Here is a 19,164-nt window from a genome sequence, read left to right on the forward strand (position 1 = left end):
CTCATTTTATCTGAGTTTTGATATTAATGCATTAAAAAAGCCGGGACCAATGTCCCGACAAATTATGACCATCTATTTATTTAATCGTTCTTCAAGTTCAGCTTTTTTATCTTCAAATCCAGGCTTACCAAGTAGAGCAAACATATTTTGTTTATAAGCTTCTACACCAGGCTGGTTAAATGGATTAACACCTAGAATATAACCACTCATAGCAACACTTAATTCAAAGAAGTAAACCATGTAGCCAAATGTGAATGCATCAAGCTTTGGCACTTCCACAACTAAATTTGGAACTCCACCATCACTATGCGCTAAAATTGTTCCCTGAAACGCTTTTGTATTAACGAAATCTAATGTTTTACCCGCTAAGAAATTGAGACCATCTAAGTCATTTTCGTCTTCTTCAATCGTGATATCAGCACGAGGATTTGTAACCTTTACAACCGTTTCAAATATATCACGACGCCCTTCCTGAACATATTGACCTAACGAATGTAAATCTGTCGAGAAGTTCGCACTTGAAGGATATATTCCTTTAAAATCTTTACCTTCTGATTCACCGAATAGTTGTTTCCACCATTCATTGAAATACTGTAGACTTGGCTCATAGTTGATTAACATTTCAATCGTATATCCTTTATTGTAAAGAACATTGCGAATCACTGCATACTGATATGCAATATTTTCATTTATGCTTTCTGAGCTTAATTCATTGCGTGCAAGCTCTGCACCTTGCATCATTGCTTCAATATCATGACCACTCGCAGCAATCGGTAACAATCCAACTGCAGTTAGCACTGAGAATCGTCCACCCACATCATCCGGAACGATGAATGTTTCATAACCTTCAGTCGTAGCTAGTGATTTTAATGCACCCTTAGCTTTATCAGTTGTAGCAAAAATTCTTTCTTTTGCACCTTCTTTGCCATACTTTTCTTCTAATAATTTTTTAAACACTCGGAAAGCTACAGCTGGTTCAGTTGTAGTTCCAGATTTAGAGATGACATTAACAGAGAACTCTTTATCTTTTACATATTCAATTAAATCACTTAAATAAGAAGAAGATAGTTGATGCCCTGCAAATATTATTTGAGGTTTTCCTTGTTCATTACTTAAATGATCAAAATGTTTATTTAACATTTCAATTGCTGCTCTAGCGCCAAGGTATGAGCCCCCAATACCGATAACAATTAAAACTTCACTATTTGATTGAATTTTTTTTGCAGCTGCCTGAATACGGGCAAATTCTTCTTTATCATAATCTTTCGGTAGATTAACCCAGCCTAAAAAGTCACTACCTGCACCTGTACCCTCATGAATCGTTTGATGCACACCATTTACGATAGATTGCATTTGTTCTAATTCATGCTCACCAAAGAAAGATTTTGCTGTGCTGTAATCAAATTTAATATGTGTCATTATGGTTCCTCCTGTTTGTAAAATCACATTCATTGTACTCTATAAACTTTGACTTCTCAATGAATGCGTTTGATTTATAAAGTTAAAAGTTTTATTTTTAAAATTTTTATGACATTTATGCATGAAGTTTCATTGAATTCATCCTAATAATAAATATAAAATATGATTAAAAATAATATTTATACAACATTATGAATATTATTACTTGATTAAAACAATCCTATTTGATATTGTATTATGTATATTAATTCATAATAACTAATAATAATAAAAGGAGAAATAATATGACTAAAGAAAAAGTAGTACTCGCATACTCAGGTGGTTTGGATACAAGTGTGGCTATACAATGGCTAATTGAAAAAGACTTTGACGTTATTGCTTGTTGTCTGGACGTCGGTGAAGGCAAAGATTTGCAAACTGTAAAAGAAAAAGCATTAAAAGTTGGTGCAGTGGAATCAATTATGCTGGATAAGGTTGAAACATATGCTAAGGAATATTTATCTTACGCTATTAAAGGAAATACTTTATACGAAAATACTTATCCATTAATTTCTGCATTAAGTCGTCCGCTTATCGCTAAAGAACTGGTAGAGATTTCACATCAATATGAAGCAAAATATATTGCACATGGTTGTACCGGAAAAGGAAATGATCAGGTGAGATTTGAAGTTGCGATCCATAGTTTAGATCCATCAATCCAAACATTAGCACCAGTGCGCGACTGGGGATTTAGTCGAGAAGAAGAAATAGAATATGCTAAACAGCATAATATTCCGATTCCAATCAATCTTGATTCACCCTACTCAATTGATCAGAATTTATGGGGCAGAAGTAATGAATGTGGTATTTTAGAGAATCCGTATATTGAACCGCCAAAAGATGCGTATGAATTAACGAAGTCTCCAGAAGAAGCGGCAGATACGCCACTCTATTTAGAGATCACGTTTAAGGAAGGACTACCGGTTGCGATAGATGGTCAACCATTACCGCTTCATAAATTGATTCAACAATTAAATCAATTAGGTGGACAGCACGGTGTTGGGCGTATTGATCACGTAGAGAATAGACTCGTCGGTATTAAGTCACGTGAAGTTTACGAAGCACCAGGTGCGATGACTATACTAACAGCACACCAAGCATTAGAAACAATCACGTTAACAAAAGATGTACAACACTTTAAACCCTACGTTGAACAACAATTTGCGAATCTAATTTATAATGGACTATACTTCTCTCCATTGTCTGATCATATTAAAAATATGTTGAACGATATGCAACAATATGTGAACGGAAAAGTAAAAGTGAAGTTATACAAAGGGAATATCACGGTTGTTGGACGTACAAGTGATAAATCTTTATATAATGAAAAACTTGCAACATATACGCAAGAAGATGCATTTAATCAACAAGCGAGTGTTGGATTTATCGAGATTTATGAATTACCGACGAAACTTGCCACTGAAGTGTATAGAGGTGATTTCAATGAGTGATGCATTATGGGGCGGTCGATTTGAAGCATCGATGGATAAACTTGTAGAAAAGTTTAACCAATCGATTGATGTTGATCAAGCGTTATTTTTTGAAGATATTGAAGGCAGCCTGGCACATGTGACGATGTTAGGCGACTGCAATATTATTTCACAAGAAGAAGCACAGCAAATTAAAGATGGATTAAATGAATTAGTTAACGATTATGAAAACAAAGCACTTACATTTTCATCTCAATATGAAGATATTCATTTAAATATTGAACACTTACTTACTGAACGAATAGGCTCCGTTGCTGGAAAGCTGCATACAGGACGATCGCGAAATGATCAAGTCGCAACAGATATGCATTTATATACTAATAAAAAAGTAAAGTTGATTATAGAAGGCATCAAAAAATTACAGCGAAGTATTATACAATGCGCAGAGCAACATATCGATGTCATTATTCCTGGATATACACATTTACAAAGGGCTCAACCGATACTGTTTGCGCATCATATGATGGCGTATTTCTGGATGCTTGAGCGTGATAAAGAAAGGCTGACTGAAAGTTTATCACGTATTAATGTATCACCACTCGGGTCTGGTGCACTAGCAGGTACTACCTATCCAATTAATCAACAACAAACCAAAGATTTACTCCATTTCGATTCTGTCTATCCAAACAGTATTGATGCTGTGAGTGACAGAGATTATATCCTTGAAACGATGAATAATATAAATCTCGTGATGATGCATCTATCAAGATTTTCAGAAGAAATCATCTTGTGGTGTTCGCATGAATTCAACTATATTACATTGAGTGATGCGTTTTCAACAGGATCATCGATTATGCCACAAAAGAAAAATCCAGATATGGCGGAGCTCGTGCGTGGTAAATCAGGCACTGTAGCTGGTAACTATATCGGCATGTTAATGACGCTTAAAGCATTGCCGTTAGCTTATAACAAAGATTTACAAGAAGATAAACAAGCATTCTTTCATTCGATTGAGACGTGTATCGACAGTTTGACGATATTTAGCGGCATGATAAACACAATGACAATTAATAAAGAACATATTGTGCAAACGCTTGAAGAAGATTTCTCAAATGCAACAGAACTTGCAGATTATTTCGTTCATTTTGGCATACCATTTAGAGAAGCACATGCAATTACAGGTAAACTTGTTTCAGAGTGTATCAAAAAGAATATCTTTTTAAAAGATGTACCACTAGAGCACTATCAAACAATCCATCCAGAAATTGATGAGGCGATTTATACAATACTGCAACCAAAATCAGCTGTTGAAAGAAGAACAAATGAAAATGGTACAAGTACGCAATCCGTATTAGCACAAATAAAATCAGGCAAGTCTAAATTAAATTAGACTTGCCTCATTTTTATTTTTCATTTGTAATACGTTCATATACGTCAGGATAGTTCGTAAACACACCGTCTACACCATAATCATTTAATCGCCTCATATCTTCTTCTTTATTCACTTTATACGGATGAATTTCAAATCCAATAGATTTTAATAACGCTGTATTCTCTTTCGTTAAATCATGGAAACTTGGTCCAAAGCCATCTGCATACGTTTTAATTTGACGTAATGTTGCTTCTGTCGCTGTAGCCATAAATCCTTTACTCGTTAATTGCACTAAAGGAACGTCAGTATTTAATTGATGCATCTTTAATAAACTTTCGCCTGAGAACGATTGTACTAAAACATGCCCTTGTTTTAAACGACCTTTTTTAAGTAATCCATGTTTATCTAACACTTTTAATAATGCTTCTTCCATACCTGGGTAAACGTCTGGAGATTTTGTTTCAATATAGTAATTTGCATTTTTCCCGTATCTGCTAATCACTTCATCTAAAGTAGGTACTTGTGCACCTACATATGCTTCATTGGCATATTCAGGATACTTTTCATTGAACCATGAACCTGCATCAAGTTGCTTAATCTCTGCTAAAGTGTGGTCCTTTACTAAACCAGTACCGTTTGTTGTACGATCTAACGTTTCATCATGTAAAGCAATTAAATGATCATCTTTCGTCATTTGTAAATCTACTTCTATATAATCCGCACCAATCTCATAATGTCCTTTGTCATATGCAAAGAAAGTGTGTTCAGGTGCATAACCACTTGCACCACGATGTGCAACGTTAATAAATGCTTCGTGCTTTAAAGTTTTTGCATCGACTGGAAGTGGTGTAGATATAGTAAGACCTAATAAAGCAGCAAGGATAACGCGATTTGTTTTTCTCATGGTATAGCCTCCACAAAATTATATAGTGTTACAAATAAATTTTAATAGAAGTTCACCCATAAAAGTGAATTAAGATATAAACTTTAGAATATTTACAACGACATTACAATTGTAATCTTTAAATATTTGTTTAAAATAATTAAAAAAAAAGAAAGCCTATTAAATTAGACTTTCTTAAAAATTATAATGCTGCTTTATAAATTGCCATAACATCTTCTTTTTCTAACTTGTAGAAGTTACCAAATGGTCCGTAAATAAGCGTCTTATCCGTAAAAACTTCTAAATCTTCTTCTTTTACCCCAACTTGAGATAATTTTGTAGGAGCACCAAGTGATGACCAGAAATCTGAAATTGCATCTATCGCATCGTTAATTTTATCTTCATCTGAAGTGTCATCATCAATACCAAAAACATCTTCAGCAAATTTAACGAATCGTTCCGGCTTTTTCTTACTTACATAACGCATCCACTCTGGGAATATAATTGCCAGACCCACACCATGAGGAATATCATAAACTGCACTTACTGCATGTTCTAAGTTATGTGTTGCCCAGTCTCCAACATACCCTAAGCGTAAGTAACCATTTAAGGCTACTGTAGCACCGAGCATTGTTGTCTCACGAGCTTCATAATTTTCAGGCTGCTCCATAGCTATTGGACCTGCTTTCATTATAGCCTTCATAACACCACTAATCATGGCATCACCAATTTCAGTGTTAGTCGCTTCATTAAAATATTGTTCTAATAAGTGACTCATGCTATCAATAATGCCATTAGCAGTTTGGTTTTGCGGTAATGTAAACAGTAATTCCGGATTTAATAAACTAAACTTAGGATAAACGTGTGGTGATCCCCAACCTAACTTTTCATTTGTCTCCCAGTTTGTTATTACACTACCTGAGTTCATTTCAGAACCAGTCGCTGATATCGTTAATATCGTACCAAACGGAATAGCACGTTCAACTGATGCCTTACGTGTCACAATATCCCATGGATCAACATCAGTTGTAGAAGCGGCAGCAATTAATTTTGTACCATCAATAACAGATCCTCCGCCAACAGCTAGTATGAAATCAATTTTATTTTCTTTGACAATTTGTACGCCTTTTTTTACTGTTGATAAACGTGGATTGGGTTCAATACCTGCAAGTTCGTAAATATTGTAGCCATCTAATAATTTTATTACTCGGTCATATAAACCTGATTTCTTAATACTACCTCCGCCATATGTTAAAAGGATATTTTTACCTTCAGTAAACTTTTCAATCATTTGTGGTAATTGATCAGTACTAGTCTTACCAAAGACTAAAGTCGTTGGATTTTGAAATGTAAAATCATTCATTATTTTATGCTCCTCTCTGTTTGGTTACATTGTATATAACTTTTATATTTTTGGGTATTATTATGACTTATGAAATTGGGAGTCTACCATTTTCATATTGTTTTTCGCTTACGAAATTTGGAGTCTACCAATTTCATATTGTTTTTCGCTTGTGAAATTGGGAGTCTACCAATTTCATATTGTTTTTAGCTTGTGAAATTGGGTGTTCACCAATTTCATACTGTTTTTCGCTTGTGAAATTGGGAGTCTACCAATTTCAGCAACAAAAAAAGACACACTCCATTAAAGAGTGTGTCTAGTTTGCTTTACGCCCATCCACGGTAACGTGCTGCTTCAGCTGTACGTTTAATACCTACAATGTAGGCTGCTAAACGCATATCAACTTTTCTAGCTTCAGCAATTGAATAAACATTATCAAATGCTTTAACTAATTTTTCACGTAATTTTTCATTTACTTCTTCTTCTGTCCAGTAATAACCTTGGTTATTTTGTACCCATTCGAAGTATGAAACTGTAACCCCACCTGCACTTGCTAATACGTCAGGAACAAGTAAGATTCCGCGATCTGTTAAAATTTTAGTTGCTTCAGGTGTTGTTGGACCATTTGCTGCTTCAACAACGATTTCAGCTTTAATATCATGTGCATTATCTTTAGTAATTTGGTTAGAGATTGCTGCTGGTACTAAAATATCGCAATCTAACTCAAATAATTCTTTATTTGTAATTGTATCTTCAAATAAATTCGTAACTGTTCCGAAGCTATCACGACGGTCTAATAAGTAATCAATATCTAATCCATTTGGATCATGTAATGCACCATGCGCATCAGAGATACCAACTACTTTAGCACCCATGTCATATAAGAACTTAGCTAAGAAGCTTCCCGCATTACCAAAACCTTGGATAACAACACGTGAGCCTTCAATTTTCTTACCGCGACGCTTAGCTGCTTCTTCAATTGCAATAACAACACCTAATGCAGTTGAACGGTCACGTCCTTGTGAACCACCTAATACAATAGGTTTTCCTGTGATGAAACCTGGTGAGTTAAATGCATCCATCATGCTATACTCATCCATCATCCAAGCCATAATTTGTGAGTTAGTAAATACGTCTGGTGCCGGGATATCTTTAGTTGGTCCTACAATTTGAGAAATTGCACGAACATATCCACGTGATAAACGTTCTACTTCATGTATACTCATTTGACGTGGATCACAGACGATACCACCTTTACCTCCACCATAAGGTAAGTCAACGATACCGCATTTTAAAGTCATCCACATAGATAATGCTTTAACTTCATCTTCATCAACATCTGGATGGAAACGAACGCCACCTTTAGTTGGACCTACAGCATCATTGTGTTGTGCACGATAACCAGTAAATACTTTTACAGATCCATCATCCATCTTAACAGGAATACGCACTGTTAATAAGCGTAATGGTTCTTTTACTAAGTCATACATTCCTTCATCGAATCCAAGTTTATCTAACGCTTCATGAATAATATTTTGTGTAGATGATACTAAACTTGTAGTGTTTTCTGACATGTTATTCGCCCTCTTTTTTCATTCTTAAATACTTCTTTTGTTATTGTAACATATTTAAATGCTTTTAAAAGCACTTTTTGAAAACGCTATCAATTATTTTGAAAATACTTGTTTAACTTTTTCAATCGCCCAATCTAAATCTTCTTTAGAGATAATTAATGGTGGTGCAAAACGAATAACTGTATCGTGTGTTTCTTTACATAATAAACCTAATTCTTTTAATTGCTCACAGTAAGGACGAGCTGCTTCATTTAATTCAACACCAATGAATAATCCTTTTCCGCGTACTTCTTTTATCACTGGATTATCAATTTTCTTAAGTTCAGCCTGGAAGTATTCACCTAACTCTAATGAACGATCTGCTAACTTTTCATCAACTAATACATCTAACGCAGCACTTGAAACCGCACATGCTAATGGGTTCCCACCGAATGTAGAGCCGTGACTTCCTGCATTAAATACTTCTAAGATTTCTTTATCAGCTAGTACACAAGAGATAGGGAACACACCGCCACCTAATGCTTTACCCAGGATATACATATCTGGTACAACGTTATCCCAGTCAGTAGCAAACATCCTACCTGAACGGCAAAGACCTGCTTGAATTTCATCAGCAATAAATAATACATTATTTTCAGTACATAAATCACGTACTTCTTTAAGGAAACCATCACGAGGAATATTAATACCCGCTTCACCTTGGATTGGCTCTAATAATACAGCTGCAGTATTTGGAGTAATAGCCGCTTTAATCTGTTCGATATCACCAAAATCTACTAATTTAAATCCACCTAATAATGGACCATAACCACGTTGATATTCAGCTTCACTAGATAAAGAAACAGCAGCCATTGTACGACCATGGAAGTTACCGTTCATTGCGATAATTTCTGCTTGATCTTTTGCTACACCTTTCACATCATATGCCCAGCGACGAGCTGCTTTAATAGCCGTTTCAACCGCTTCAGCACCAGTATTCATAGGTAAAACCATTTCTTTACCTGCAAGTTTACAAATCTTTTCATACCACGGACCAAGTTGATCACTATGGAAAGCACGTGATGTTAAAGTTACGCGATCAGCTTGATCTTTTAAAGCTTGAATAATTTTTGGATGACGGTGACCTTGGTTTACTGCTGAGTATGCAGATAACATATCCATATATTTATTACCTTCTGGGTCGCGTACCCAAACACCTTCTGCTTCAGAAATTACGATTGGCAGTGGATGATAGTTTGGCGCACCGTAATGATTTGTAACTTCTATGATTTCTTGTGATTTAGTCATTATTATTCTCCTTTTTTAGAAAAGCAGTAGTGCCTGCACTACTGCTTTATTTTATTTGTTATTTATTTTTAACGATTAATTTTGAATTAAAGCATTTCAGAAGTTGTTTTACCTTGCATGTGTAATACTAAGTAATCCGGTCCACCCGCTTTAGAGTCTGTACCAGACATTTTAAATCCACCGAATGGTTGGTATCCAACAATGGCACCTGTACATCCACGATTGAAGTATAAGTTACCAACATGGAAGTCACGACGTGCTTCTTCTAAATGTTCACGGTTGTTTGTAATTACAGCACCCGTTAAACCGTAATCAGTATCATTAGCGAATTTAATAGCCTCAGTGAAGTCTTTCGCTTTCGCAATACCTACAACAGGTCCAAAGATTTCTTCCTGCATGATACGATCATCATGTTTAACATCAACAAATACTGTTGGGTGAACGAAGTTTCCAACTTCTTCATCCGTTGTTCCACCAACTAATAATTTACCTTCTTGTTTACCGATTTCGATGTATTCTTTAATTTTATTTAATGATTTATCATCGATTACAGGGCCCATGAAATGTTCGTTAGTTTCTGGGTTACCTACAGTTAATTTTTCAGCTTTTTCTTTAACTTTTGCTACAACTTCATCGTACACGTCTTCTAAAACGATTGCACGAGAACATGCAGAACATTTTTGACCTGAGAAACCAAATGCAGATTTAACGATTGATTCTGCTGCTAATTCTAAATCAGCTTCGCTATCAACAACAATCGTATCTTTACCACCCATTTCAGCGATAACACGTTTTAAGTTTAACTGACCTTCATGAACTTTTGCTGCACGCTCATAAATATGAACACCTACGTCACGAGAACCTGTGAATGAGATGAAACGTGTATCAACATGATCAACGATGAAGTCACCGATATCACGGCTTGAACCAGGAATGTAGTTAACTACACCTTTAGGCATTCCTGCTTCTTCTAATACTTCGATAAATTTATAAGCTACAACAGATGTGTTTGAAGAAGGTTTTAATAATACTGTATTACCCGTTACTAATGGCGCAACAGTTGTTCCAGCCATAATCGCTAATGGGAAGTTCCAAGGAGAAATTACTACTCCTACCCCTAAAGGAATATAGTCATAGCGGTTATATTCACCTGGACGTGATTCAACTTTAACACCATCTTTTAGACGTAACATTTCACGTGCATAGAATTCAAGGAAGTCAATACATTCTGCAGTATCAGCATCAGCTTCATTCCAAGGTTTACCTGCTTCTTTTACAAGTAAAGCTGAAAATTCAAATTTTCTGCGGCGGATAATTGCTGCAGCACGGAATAATATATCAGCACGCATTGCTGGGTTTGATTTTCTCCATGATTCGAACGTTTCTTTTGCGATAGCCATAGCTCGCTCAGCATGCTCCTGAGTTGCTTGAGAAACGTTACCAATAGTTTCTTCTCTATTTGATGGGTTGAATGAACGTAATTTATTATCTGTTAAAATACGCTCTCCACCAATCACTAATGGATAATCCTGTCCTAAGTATGCGTTAACTGTTTCTAAACCTTTTAACATCGCTTGTTTATTTTCTTCGACGCTAAAATCTGTAAATGGTTCATGTTTGTATGAAATCATTACATTGCCTCCTCTTTGTTTGTGAAAAAATAGAAAACCCTTACATAATATATAATGACTAATTTTAAGAAATACTTCAACCCTTATTACTTAAATTTTCAAAATAATTTTTTATGCATAAACGTGTAACAAAATAAAAAGAAACTACATATTTACTGTAGCTTCATTCCTTTTTCAACCCATTCCGGTAATTTTTCTCGTAATGATTCAAAACCTATATTCTCTGGTTGTCTTAACTCTTCAAGCACTGATTTTTTTTCTTTCTTTCTTTCCTGGCGTTTGAAATAATCATTTTCTTTCAAAGAAAGATTAAGTTTGCCATCTTCAGAAATATCCAGAATTTTAGCTTTAACAATTTGACCGACTGAGAGAAATAAATTTAAATTATGCACATAGTCATTCATTACTTCTGAAATATGAATCAAACCTTCAGTATGATTCTCTGTTTCAACAAACGCTCCATAAGGCTGTATACCTGTAACTTTGACTTTGATAAACTGTCCTTTTTTATACTTTTTATTCATCATCTTTATCCCTCATTTTCAATAATATAATTTTACCATAAAAATTGGCATAAAAAAAATCATGTAACTAAATTTGTTACACGATTTCACACGTTGCTTGAAGCTGATATATTTTATTTAAAGTAGAGATAATTTCTTCTTCATCAGGTGTCTGTTCAAAACTATGTAAAAATATATTAGATATACGCCCTACTGTTTCTTCGAACGGCAATTTTTGATGAACAACTTCCATAATTTCGTAATACTCTAAATCCCCTTGAGTAGCGTCCTCGAGATGCATAGGATTCCAGTCATTTAAAATTTTGTACATTGCTATATTAAAGTCTGGATTCATATTGATCATCCTCTAGTTTCTTCATCACTTCTGCTTCAAACACCTTAAATTTCTCTTCCTGCTTTTTAGAATTTCTGATAAACATTTTAAATGAAAGATACGCAAGCGTCATAAAAAAAATCAATGACAGGACAGCCGGTACATACTCCCACTTATTTTCCGGAAAATATAAAAATTCCATCATCACGAATCACCCCTAATCTAGTAAATTATTATAACATTAAACATTTATAAAAAAAGCATAAGTCATGAACATTTCATGACTTATGCTTAAGAGGCTATCGACAAAGCGAATAGGTCCAGACAAACTGGAAGCAAATTCTTAAAATCGCTCTTTTATTTCAAGAATTTGGTGAAGTTTGACAAGGAACTGCTTTGAAGATGCCGTTTATGAGGCTATCGACAAAGCGAATAGGTCCAGACAAGCTTATAAAAAATTATTTTAATACGTTAATTTTTTCAATAACAACGTCTTCTAATGGTTTATCTTGAGGCCCAACAGCTACATTCGCTATTGCTTCTAAAACGTCGAATCCTTCAACAAGTTGTCCAAAAACTGTGTGTTTTTGATCTAACCATGGTGTTCCACCGACTTCAGCATATTTATCTACAATCTCTTCAGGCCATCCACCTTGTTTTAATTGTGATAACATTTGCGCTGGTACTTGTTTCATTTGTACGATGAAGAATTGAGAACCATTTGTATTTGGTCCAGCATTCGCCATTGATAATGCACCATATAAATTAAATGCATTCATAGAAAACTCATCTTCGAATTTATCACCATAAATACTTTCTCCACCCATACCTGTTCCTGTTGGGTCTCCACCTTGAATCATGAAATCATTGATTACACGGTGAAAAATAATGCCCTCGTAATATCCTTTCTCAGATAACTGAATAAAGTTTTCGACAGTTTTAGGTGCTACTTCAGGAAATAATTTTAACTTCATCGTACCTTTTGTAGTTATCATTTCTACTAAACGTTCATTTTCTGAAATTTCTGTATTTAATTGCGGAAAATTAGTCATATTTATTACTCCTTCATGATATGATTATTACCATAATATATTAACACAAAAAGGATGATAAATATGTATTTTAGACTTATGCACAAATCAGGTATTTATGTTGTCGAAAAAATTCAGGATCAACCAAATGGTGTCTTAGTTCAAGTGGTTAGCGTTATTACCCATCCTACCCAGGGTGATTTGCATAGCCGCGGAGAAGTAGAAAATGTCTTTTTTCATGAACGTAAAGCCTTAGCTCACTATGAAAAACGTATTGTAGATCAAAATCTCTTGAAGTCATATGACCAAGAGGTTCTTCCCTATAAAGAATCATTAATTCAATCAGTAAATAAAATGGAACAAAAATTAACTTCAGAGGATACACCTTTCAATAGGAAAGCACTTGAAACTTTAAATAATCTAAAGAAAGATTATGAACGTCAATATAAAATAAATTTTTAAAATAAAATTTGACAATTCTTTGACGTTTTTTTTGTAATAAATCTGTTTCTTCTTATTTAAGGAATAAGGATTAAAATATCATACTTTCCATACAAGTTGTTAATTTGAGACTGTTTTTTTAGTATAATAGTATGTCTAGGGAGGTTTTTATATGCTACTTTGGATAGTCTTGCTGCCCTTCATTGCAGCATTTTTTCCAGTTTTAATACAGAAGTATTTCTCAAAGGTACATACAGGTTGGTTCGTATTACCAGTACCTGTGATTGCTTCAATTTTCTTTATCAGCAAGTTGAAAGCGATTCAACATGCTATATTCGAAAATCATGCATGGATGCCACATATCGGACTTAATCTCAATTTCAAACTTGATGGTATCAGTTTATTATTTACATTACTTATTTCGGTAATTGGAACGCTTGTAGTATTCTATTCCATCTCATATTTGAATAAGAGAGAGGAATTAGGTAAGTTTTATACATATTTGCTATTATTTATGGGTGCAATGTTGGGCGTTGTACTGAGTGATAATATCTTAGCTTTATATATGTTTTGGGAACTGACAAGTATTTCAAGTTTCTTATTAATTTCGTTTTGGTATTACAAAGATAAATCCATACAGGGTGCACTAAAATCTATGTTAATCACTGTTTTTGGTGGTTTGATGTTACTTGGTGCAATTACCATTCTCATCACTGTGTCTCATACTACCTCAATCAGTGCAATGATCGAACAATCAGCAATAATTCAACAGCACCAGTTATTTCCTTTAGCGATTGTGCTTACTCTACTAGCAGCTTTCACTAAATCAGCGCAATTTCCTTTTCACATCTGGTTGCCTGATGCAATGGAAGCACCAACACCCGTCAGTGCTTATCTTCATTCTGCAACAATGGTTAAGGCTGGAATTTATTTAATTGCCAGATTCACGCCCGTTTATGCAGTCAGTCATGTCTGGACTTACAGTTTAATATTTATTGGTCTATTCACCATGTGTTTTGCTTCTGTAAAAGCAGTTAACCAAAAAGATTTAAAAGGTATTTTAGCATTTAGTACAATCAGTCAATTAGGTTTAATCATGTCTTTATTAGGTATCGGCTCATTTGCGCTTTCAAAGCAGCATAATGAAGTTTTTATTATTGCAATTACTGCCAGTGTGTTTCACATTTTAAACCATGCTTCGTTTAAAGGTGCACTATTTATGGCAGTAGGTATCATTGACCATGAAACTGGAACACGAGATATCAGGAAATTAAATGGATTACTCACATTAATGCCGATTACCTTTACAATTAGTTTGCTTGGGTTATTGAGTATGGCTGGTGTCCCACCTTTCAATGGTTTCTTAAGCAAGGAAATGTTTATCAGTTCTGTAGTCATTGCTGTAACTCATCTATCCAACCAACCGATAGCTGGAAGTATTGCTATCGTTCTAATGTTTATAGGTAGTATGTTTACTTTTATATACTGTATCAAATTATTAAAAGATATTTTCTTTGGTAATCCTAAGGAAAATACAAGTGAAAAACATCCACATGAAGCACCTGCAGCTATGTTAGTTTCACCCGTTATTTTAATATCTATCATGCTGGTGATTTCAATTTTACCGAATCTATTTTTACCATTATTATCAGCAGCTACAAATAGTATTTTAAATCGACAGGTACAAATTGAACCAATTCATCATTTTCATGGCATTAATACGCCATTAATGATTACGTTAGCCATTATTATTTTCGGTCTTCTAGCAGTAATAACATTTAAGCGCTGGCATAAAATTTATTCACTTCTCCCACAACAAATTAGTTTAAATAATGGTTATGATTATTTGCTTGTACAGTCACAAAAGGTGAGTAAACGTTTAAATCAATATTTAGTTCATCAAACAATTAGATTCAGTATGACTGCTATTTTAATTACTTTAATCATCATGACAATCTATGTTTATATTAAAGCACCGATCCATATTGAATTTGATTCTTTAGGATCTATTCATGCGTATGAAATTATTCTAGTAGGCATCATACTGATTGCTATCATTATGATTTTAAAAGCACAATCAAGATTATTCAGTATTATCATGTTAAGTGCGATTGGTTATTCGATTGCATTATTATTTGTATTTTTCGATGCCCCCGATTTAGCATTGACTCAACTCGCCATCGAAACAATTTCAACAGCACTCTTCTTAATGTGTTTCTATCACTTACCACGTCAGTATAGACATGATGAAAGTTCAAAATTCAAAATAATGAATCTTGTCATCGCAATACTTACGGGATTATGTGTAACAGTAATTGCACTCAGTGCTTATAGTAATAAACTTTATCCTTCTATCGCTGAATATTACATTAAAAATGTATATGAATTAGCAGCAGGTAAAAATATGGTCAACGTTATATTAGTAGATTTTCGTGGATTTGATACGTTATTTGAGTCTAGTGTATTAGGTATTGCGGGCATTGGTATCTATACTTTAATTAGATTGAGACAGAATCGAGGTGAACATAATGAAAAGGCAAAATAATGATGTTATCTTACAATTTTGTACGTTAGTTGTCTTTTTCATTATCGTTACGTTCGCATTCGCGATTTTCATGGGAGGTCATTATTCACCGGGTGGTGGATTTGTAGGCGGTTTATTAATATCTTCTGCCTTACTCATTATTTTAATTGCCTATGATATTAAAACATTACAGCAAATCATACCGATTGACTTCAAAAAGGTGATAGCTATCGGACTAATGTTTTGTTATGGAACACCTTTGATTAGTATTTTACAGGGGAAACCATTTTTTACACATACATTTGGTGATTTACATTTACCTCTGTTAGGTGACCTTCATTTGCACACAGCTGTGCTGTTTGATATCGGTGTTATGCTGGCTGTCATTGGCACAACAATGACTATTATTTTAACGATTGGAGAGAGCGAATAATGGAAATATTAATCATTATCTTAAGTGGCATTCTTGTAACTTGTGGTGTCTATCTGATTCTCTCTAAAAGTTTACTCAGAATTATTATCGGTTCATCCATCATTTCACATGCCGTCAATCTATTGTTACTGACAAGCGGTGGATTAAAAAAAGGGGCATCACCCATCTATGAAGAAAATCAACATTATTATACTGACCCGATTCCACAAGCTTTAATTCTTACGGCGATTGTTATAAGTTTTGCAGTCACTGCATTCTTTCTCGTACTTGCCTTTAGAAGCTATAAAGAACTAGGAACTGACAATGTCTCAGATTATAAGGGGGTGCCTGATGATGAATAATTTGATTGTATTCCCTATTATCATCCCTGCGATTACAGCAATTATTTTAATCTGTTTAGGTAAACAACCGATACTTAAAAGAATGGTGGCTTTTACTGGAGCTCTCATTACCTTAATCGTATCAATTTATCAATTTTTCCATGTGTTTAATCACGGCACTGTATATTTAGAGCTCGGCAACTGGAAAGTGCCCTATAGTATCGTTTTAGTCTCTGATATGTTGTCTGCACTACTCGTATTAACAACAACATTTATCACCCTAATCATGATTTACTATTCATTTCAATCAATCGGTGTTGACAGAGAAACTTACTACTACTATACATCCGTAATGTTTATGTTAACAGGTTTAAATGGTGCTTTTACAACGGGAGATATCTTTAACTTATTTGTATTTTTCGAAGTATTTCTAATAAGTTCATACGTGTTAATGATTATTGGCGGAACAAAGATACAACTCCAGGAAAGTATTAAATATATTCTCGTGAACGTTACTAGTTCTGCATTTTTCGTCCTTGCAATCGGTATGCTTTATTCAGTTATCGGTTCATTAAATATGGCAGACATGAGTAATCGAATAGCAAGCATCAAAGATCAGAATATTATCATCATATGTGCCGTTCTATTCATCTTCGTTTTTGCAACAAAAGCCGGAATGTTTCCATTATATTTTTGGTTACCTGGGGCTTATTATGCACCACCAATTCCTATCCTCGCTTTATTCGGTGCATTGTTAACAAAAGTTGGTGTTTATGCACTGTATAGAACGTACAGCTTGTTCTTTAGCCAGTCAGGTGAATTTGTACATAATATTTTATTAATCCTTGCATTACTGACGATTATCTTTGGGTGTATCGGTGCACTTGCCTATCATGATATGAAAAAAATTATTATCTATAACATTATGATTGCTGTCGGAGTAATTATTGTGGGTCTAGTGATATATACAAAAGATGCAACAATCGGTGGTATTTATTATTTGATTCACGACATGATTATTAAAGCAAGTTTATTTATGCTTATCGGAATTATTATAAAAATAACTCAGCAGACAGATATCAGAAACATCGGCGGAATGATAAAGCATTATCCATTGCTCGGTTTCACATATTTTATTGCTGCACTTTCTTTAGCGGGGATTCCACCGCTTAGCGGGTTTTACGGCAAGTATTTTATCGTTAAAGCTGCAATGAATGAAGGCTATATCATTAGTGCTATCATTGTTCTATTAAGTAGTCTAATCGTATTATTTTCAGTCATTAAAATATTTTTAAGTGTATTCTTTGGTAAAGGGGAAATTTATCCTCATCAACCTATACACAAAATGATGACAGCAGCTGTTATCATGACAATTGCTGCAGTATTATTTGGTGTAATGAGTGAGACACTTTATCCTGTTGTTGAAAAAGCTGCATTATCTATTCATGCACCAGAAACTTATGTCAAATCTTTAGGGGTGAAATAATGGCAGTTCAAATGATTATTCATACCGGTCTCATTATATTATGGTGTATCCTGACCGGTTCAGTCTCATTTGGTAACATGGTTCTAGGTTATTTATTCGGTTTAATCGGCATTTTCATTATGCGACCATTTTTACCCGGTGGATTTTATCTCATTCCATTTTTAAAATTTATTCGTTTGATGGGCATCTTTATCATTGAATTATTTAAAGCAAACTTAAGCGTACTAAAAATTGTTATCGCCCCTAATGTGGATATACAGCCAGCCTTTTTTATGTATCCTACTGAACTACGAAAAGACTGGGAAATCAGTTTATTGTCACTACTCATTACTTTGACACCAGGAACAGTTGTTGTTGCTGTGAGTGATGATAAGAGTAAACTGTATATCCACGCGATTGATTTTAGTGATCTTGAATCTGAAATAAATGGTATTAAGCATTCTTTTGAAGATGCGATAAAGGAGATAGTTAAACATGACAACTGAAATTATTACGATTATCATCGTTATTGCTTTGATTATCGTCTCTTGTGCGATGCTTGGAATCATTTATCGCGTCGTTAAAGGGCCTACACTTGCTGATCGCGTCGTAGCACTTGATGCATTAGGGATTTCACTTATGGCAATGATTGCGCTATTCTCTGTTCTGCTCAATACAAAATACTATATCAGCATCATTATGCTGCTAGGTGTACTCGCCTTTCTCGGTACTGCAGCCTTTGCTAAATTTATGGAGAAAGGAGAAATCGTTGAATATGATCGACACAATCGTTCTAATCATTAGTATGTGTTTCATTATTACCGGTGCATTACTTACTGTCATCAGTGCAATCGGTTTAATACGATTACCTGATGTGTATACGCGTGCTCATGCTGCAAGTAAATCATCAACATTAGGCGTTATGTTCATGATGTTCGGTGTATTTCTTTATTTCTTAGGTCGAGATCATCATTTCGAACCAACATTGCTGCTTGCAATATTGTTTATCTTTTCAACGGGTCCTATTGGCGGCCATTTAATCATGAGAAGTGCGTACTATTCTAAAACGCCCTATACACCGTCTACTGTAAGAGATGATTTAAAAGATGCAAAATAAAAAAATGAGATAAGGAAAA

20 protein-coding genes are annotated in these 19,164 nt (G+C 34.5%); 10 read left to right on the forward strand and 10 right to left on the reverse strand.

The features are described from left to right. Positions 1 to 72: 72 nt before the first annotated feature. Entirely contained in the window at positions 73 to 1,419 is a 1,347-nt protein-coding gene (locus tag ACMGE6_RS00670) for a glucose-6-phosphate isomerase (protein ID WP_414054082.1), read from the reverse strand. 284 nt (positions 1,420 to 1,703) lie between these two features. Between ACMGE6_RS00670 and ACMGE6_RS00675 the strand changes: the two genes are divergently transcribed. Both ACMGE6_RS00675 and argH read left to right on the forward strand, forming a co-directional pair. After that, a complete protein-coding gene (locus ACMGE6_RS00675; protein ID WP_414054083.1) occupies positions 1,704 to 2,909 on the forward strand; it encodes an argininosuccinate synthase in 1,206 nt (401 codons plus the stop codon). Beyond that, positions 2,902 to 4,278, forward strand: coding sequence for an argininosuccinate lyase (gene argH / locus ACMGE6_RS00680; protein ID WP_414054084.1), 1,377 nt, complete (start codon positions 2,902 to 2,904; stop codon positions 4,276 to 4,278). Before ACMGE6_RS00675 ends, argH begins: the two co-directional genes overlap by 8 nt. Positions 4,279 to 4,291: 13 nt before the next feature. Here the strand turns inward: argH and ACMGE6_RS00685 are convergent, their stop codons facing one another. From ACMGE6_RS00685 to ACMGE6_RS00725, 9 genes are all read right to left on the reverse strand, one after another. Beyond that, on the reverse strand, positions 4,292 to 5,164 hold the full coding sequence (locus ACMGE6_RS00685) for a glycerophosphodiester phosphodiesterase (protein ID WP_414054085.1): 873 nt from the start codon (positions 5,162 to 5,164) through the stop codon (positions 4,292 to 4,294). A 181-nt stretch (positions 5,165 to 5,345) separates the two neighbouring features. Then, positions 5,346 to 6,506: an iron-containing alcohol dehydrogenase gene (locus tag ACMGE6_RS00690; protein ID WP_414054086.1), complete on the reverse strand. Its 1,161-nt coding sequence runs from the start codon at positions 6,504 to 6,506 to the stop codon at positions 5,346 to 5,348. A gap of 305 nt (positions 6,507 to 6,811) precedes the next feature. Continuing rightward, a complete protein-coding gene (locus ACMGE6_RS00695) occupies positions 6,812 to 8,059 on the reverse strand; it encodes a Glu/Leu/Phe/Val family dehydrogenase (RefSeq protein WP_414044662.1) in 1,248 nt (415 codons plus the stop codon). A gap of 93 nt (positions 8,060 to 8,152) precedes the next feature. Next, on the reverse strand, positions 8,153 to 9,346 hold the full coding sequence (locus tag ACMGE6_RS00700; protein ID WP_414054087.1) for an ornithine--oxo-acid transaminase: 1,194 nt from the start codon (positions 9,344 to 9,346) through the stop codon (positions 8,153 to 8,155). An 86-nt stretch (positions 9,347 to 9,432) separates the two neighbouring features. Then, positions 9,433 to 10,977, reverse strand: coding sequence for an L-glutamate gamma-semialdehyde dehydrogenase (gene pruA / locus ACMGE6_RS00705; protein WP_414044664.1), 1,545 nt, complete (start codon positions 10,975 to 10,977; stop codon positions 9,433 to 9,435). A 152-nt stretch (positions 10,978 to 11,129) separates the two neighbouring features. Beyond that, the gene (gene ygs / locus ACMGE6_RS00710) at positions 11,130 to 11,501 is read right to left on the reverse strand and encodes a S1 domain-containing post-transcriptional regulator Ygs (RefSeq protein ID WP_414047827.1); all 372 of its coding nucleotides are present in this window, start codon (positions 11,499 to 11,501) and stop codon (positions 11,130 to 11,132) included. Between the two features lie 76 nt (positions 11,502 to 11,577). Next, positions 11,578 to 11,835, reverse strand: coding sequence for a DUF1871 domain-containing protein (locus ACMGE6_RS00715; RefSeq protein WP_414044665.1), 258 nt, complete (start codon positions 11,833 to 11,835; stop codon positions 11,578 to 11,580). Then, positions 11,819 to 12,019 (reverse strand): hypothetical protein, encoded by a 201-nt coding sequence (locus tag ACMGE6_RS00720; RefSeq protein WP_414044666.1) that lies wholly within the window; start codon positions 12,017 to 12,019, stop codon positions 11,819 to 11,821. The genes ACMGE6_RS00715 and ACMGE6_RS00720 overlap by 17 nt, the downstream gene beginning before the upstream one ends. Positions 12,020 to 12,272: 253 nt before the next feature. Then, positions 12,273 to 12,866, reverse strand: coding sequence for a peptidylprolyl isomerase (locus ACMGE6_RS00725; protein ID WP_414054088.1), 594 nt, complete (start codon positions 12,864 to 12,866; stop codon positions 12,273 to 12,275). 63 nt (positions 12,867 to 12,929) lie between these two features. Between ACMGE6_RS00725 and kapB the strand changes: the two genes are divergently transcribed. The 8 genes from kapB (at position 12,930) to mnhG (ending at position 19,145) form a co-directional block, all read left to right on the forward strand. Next, positions 12,930 to 13,307 carry a sporulation phosphorelay system protein KapB gene (gene kapB, locus ACMGE6_RS00730; protein WP_414054089.1) on the forward strand — a complete coding sequence of 126 codons (378 nt, stop codon included), beginning with the start codon at positions 12,930 to 12,932 and terminating at the stop codon, positions 13,305 to 13,307. A gap of 151 nt (positions 13,308 to 13,458) precedes the next feature. After that, complete coding sequence (locus ACMGE6_RS00735; protein ID WP_414054090.1) at positions 13,459 to 15,831, forward strand: Na+/H+ antiporter subunit A; 2,373 nt, start codon at positions 13,459 to 13,461, stop codon at positions 15,829 to 15,831. Continuing rightward, the gene (locus tag ACMGE6_RS00740) at positions 15,815 to 16,243 is read left to right on the forward strand and encodes a Na(+)/H(+) antiporter subunit B (protein WP_414044670.1); all 429 of its coding nucleotides are present in this window, start codon (positions 15,815 to 15,817) and stop codon (positions 16,241 to 16,243) included. The genes ACMGE6_RS00735 and ACMGE6_RS00740 overlap by 17 nt, the downstream gene beginning before the upstream one ends. Further along, positions 16,243 to 16,584 (forward strand): Na(+)/H(+) antiporter subunit C, encoded by a 342-nt coding sequence (locus ACMGE6_RS00745; protein WP_414044671.1) that lies wholly within the window; start codon positions 16,243 to 16,245, stop codon positions 16,582 to 16,584. The genes ACMGE6_RS00740 and ACMGE6_RS00745 overlap by 1 nt, the downstream gene beginning before the upstream one ends. Next, positions 16,571 to 18,049: a Na+/H+ antiporter subunit D gene (locus ACMGE6_RS00750; RefSeq protein WP_414054866.1), complete on the forward strand. Its 1,479-nt coding sequence runs from the start codon at positions 16,571 to 16,573 to the stop codon at positions 18,047 to 18,049. Before ACMGE6_RS00745 ends, ACMGE6_RS00750 begins: the two co-directional genes overlap by 14 nt. Then, complete coding sequence (locus ACMGE6_RS00755; RefSeq protein WP_414054091.1) at positions 18,049 to 18,534, forward strand: Na+/H+ antiporter subunit E; 486 nt, start codon at positions 18,049 to 18,051, stop codon at positions 18,532 to 18,534. Before ACMGE6_RS00750 ends, ACMGE6_RS00755 begins: the two co-directional genes overlap by 1 nt. Beyond that, positions 18,524 to 18,832 carry a Na(+)/H(+) antiporter subunit F1 gene (locus ACMGE6_RS00760; RefSeq protein ID WP_414044673.1) on the forward strand — a complete coding sequence of 103 codons (309 nt, stop codon included), beginning with the start codon at positions 18,524 to 18,526 and terminating at the stop codon, positions 18,830 to 18,832. Before ACMGE6_RS00755 ends, ACMGE6_RS00760 begins: the two co-directional genes overlap by 11 nt. Further along, a complete protein-coding gene (gene mnhG / locus ACMGE6_RS00765; RefSeq protein WP_414054867.1) occupies positions 18,804 to 19,145 on the forward strand; it encodes a monovalent cation/H(+) antiporter subunit G in 342 nt (113 codons plus the stop codon). Before ACMGE6_RS00760 ends, mnhG begins: the two co-directional genes overlap by 29 nt. Positions 19,146 to 19,164 lie beyond the last annotated feature (19 nt).

The sequence above is a fragment of the Macrococcus equi genome (assembly GCF_047426745.1).
GTDB lineage: Bacteria > Bacillota > Bacilli > Staphylococcales > Staphylococcaceae > Macrococcoides > Macrococcoides equi.

Bases quoted from the DNA above. Each gene is read 5' to 3' on its own strand.
- ACMGE6_RS00670 (WP_414054082.1), bottom strand. From the start codon at position 1,419: ATGACACATATTAAATTTGATTACAGCACAGCAAAATCTTTCTTTGGT.
- ACMGE6_RS00675 (WP_414054083.1), top strand. From the start codon at position 1,704: ATGACTAAAGAAAAAGTAGTACTCGCATACTCAGGTGGTTTGGATACA.
- argH (WP_414054084.1), top strand. From the start codon at position 2,902: ATGAGTGATGCATTATGGGGCGGTCGATTTGAAGCATCGATGGATAAA.
- ACMGE6_RS00685 (WP_414054085.1), bottom strand. From the start codon at position 5,164: ATGAGAAAAACAAATCGCGTTATCCTTGCTGCTTTATTAGGTCTTACT.
- ACMGE6_RS00690 (WP_414054086.1), bottom strand. From the start codon at position 6,506: ATGAATGATTTTACATTTCAAAATCCAACGACTTTAGTCTTTGGTAAG.
- ACMGE6_RS00695 (WP_414044662.1), bottom strand. From the start codon at position 8,059: ATGTCAGAAAACACTACAAGTTTAGTATCATCTACACAAAATATTATT.
- ACMGE6_RS00700 (WP_414054087.1), bottom strand. From the start codon at position 9,346: ATGACTAAATCACAAGAAATCATAGAAGTTACAAATCATTACGGTGCG.
- pruA (WP_414044664.1), bottom strand. From the start codon at position 10,977: ATGATTTCATACAAACATGAACCATTTACAGATTTTAGCGTCGAAGAA.
- ygs (WP_414047827.1), bottom strand. From the start codon at position 11,501: ATGAATAAAAAGTATAAAAAAGGACAGTTTATCAAAGTCAAAGTTACA.
- ACMGE6_RS00715 (WP_414044665.1), bottom strand. From the start codon at position 11,835: ATGAATCCAGACTTTAATATAGCAATGTACAAAATTTTAAATGACTGG.
- ACMGE6_RS00720 (WP_414044666.1), bottom strand. From the start codon at position 12,019: ATGATGGAATTTTTATATTTTCCGGAAAATAAGTGGGAGTATGTACCG.
- ACMGE6_RS00725 (WP_414054088.1), bottom strand. From the start codon at position 12,866: ATGACTAATTTTCCGCAATTAAATACAGAAATTTCAGAAAATGAACGT.
- kapB (WP_414054089.1), top strand. From the start codon at position 12,930: ATGTATTTTAGACTTATGCACAAATCAGGTATTTATGTTGTCGAAAAA.
- ACMGE6_RS00735 (WP_414054090.1), top strand. From the start codon at position 13,459: ATGCTACTTTGGATAGTCTTGCTGCCCTTCATTGCAGCATTTTTTCCA.
- ACMGE6_RS00740 (WP_414044670.1), top strand. From the start codon at position 15,815: ATGAAAAGGCAAAATAATGATGTTATCTTACAATTTTGTACGTTAGTT.
- ACMGE6_RS00745 (WP_414044671.1), top strand. From the start codon at position 16,243: ATGGAAATATTAATCATTATCTTAAGTGGCATTCTTGTAACTTGTGGT.
- ACMGE6_RS00755 (WP_414054091.1), top strand. From the start codon at position 18,049: ATGGCAGTTCAAATGATTATTCATACCGGTCTCATTATATTATGGTGT.
- ACMGE6_RS00760 (WP_414044673.1), top strand. From the start codon at position 18,524: ATGACAACTGAAATTATTACGATTATCATCGTTATTGCTTTGATTATC.
- mnhG (WP_414054867.1), top strand. From the start codon at position 18,804: ATGATCGACACAATCGTTCTAATCATTAGTATGTGTTTCATTATTACC.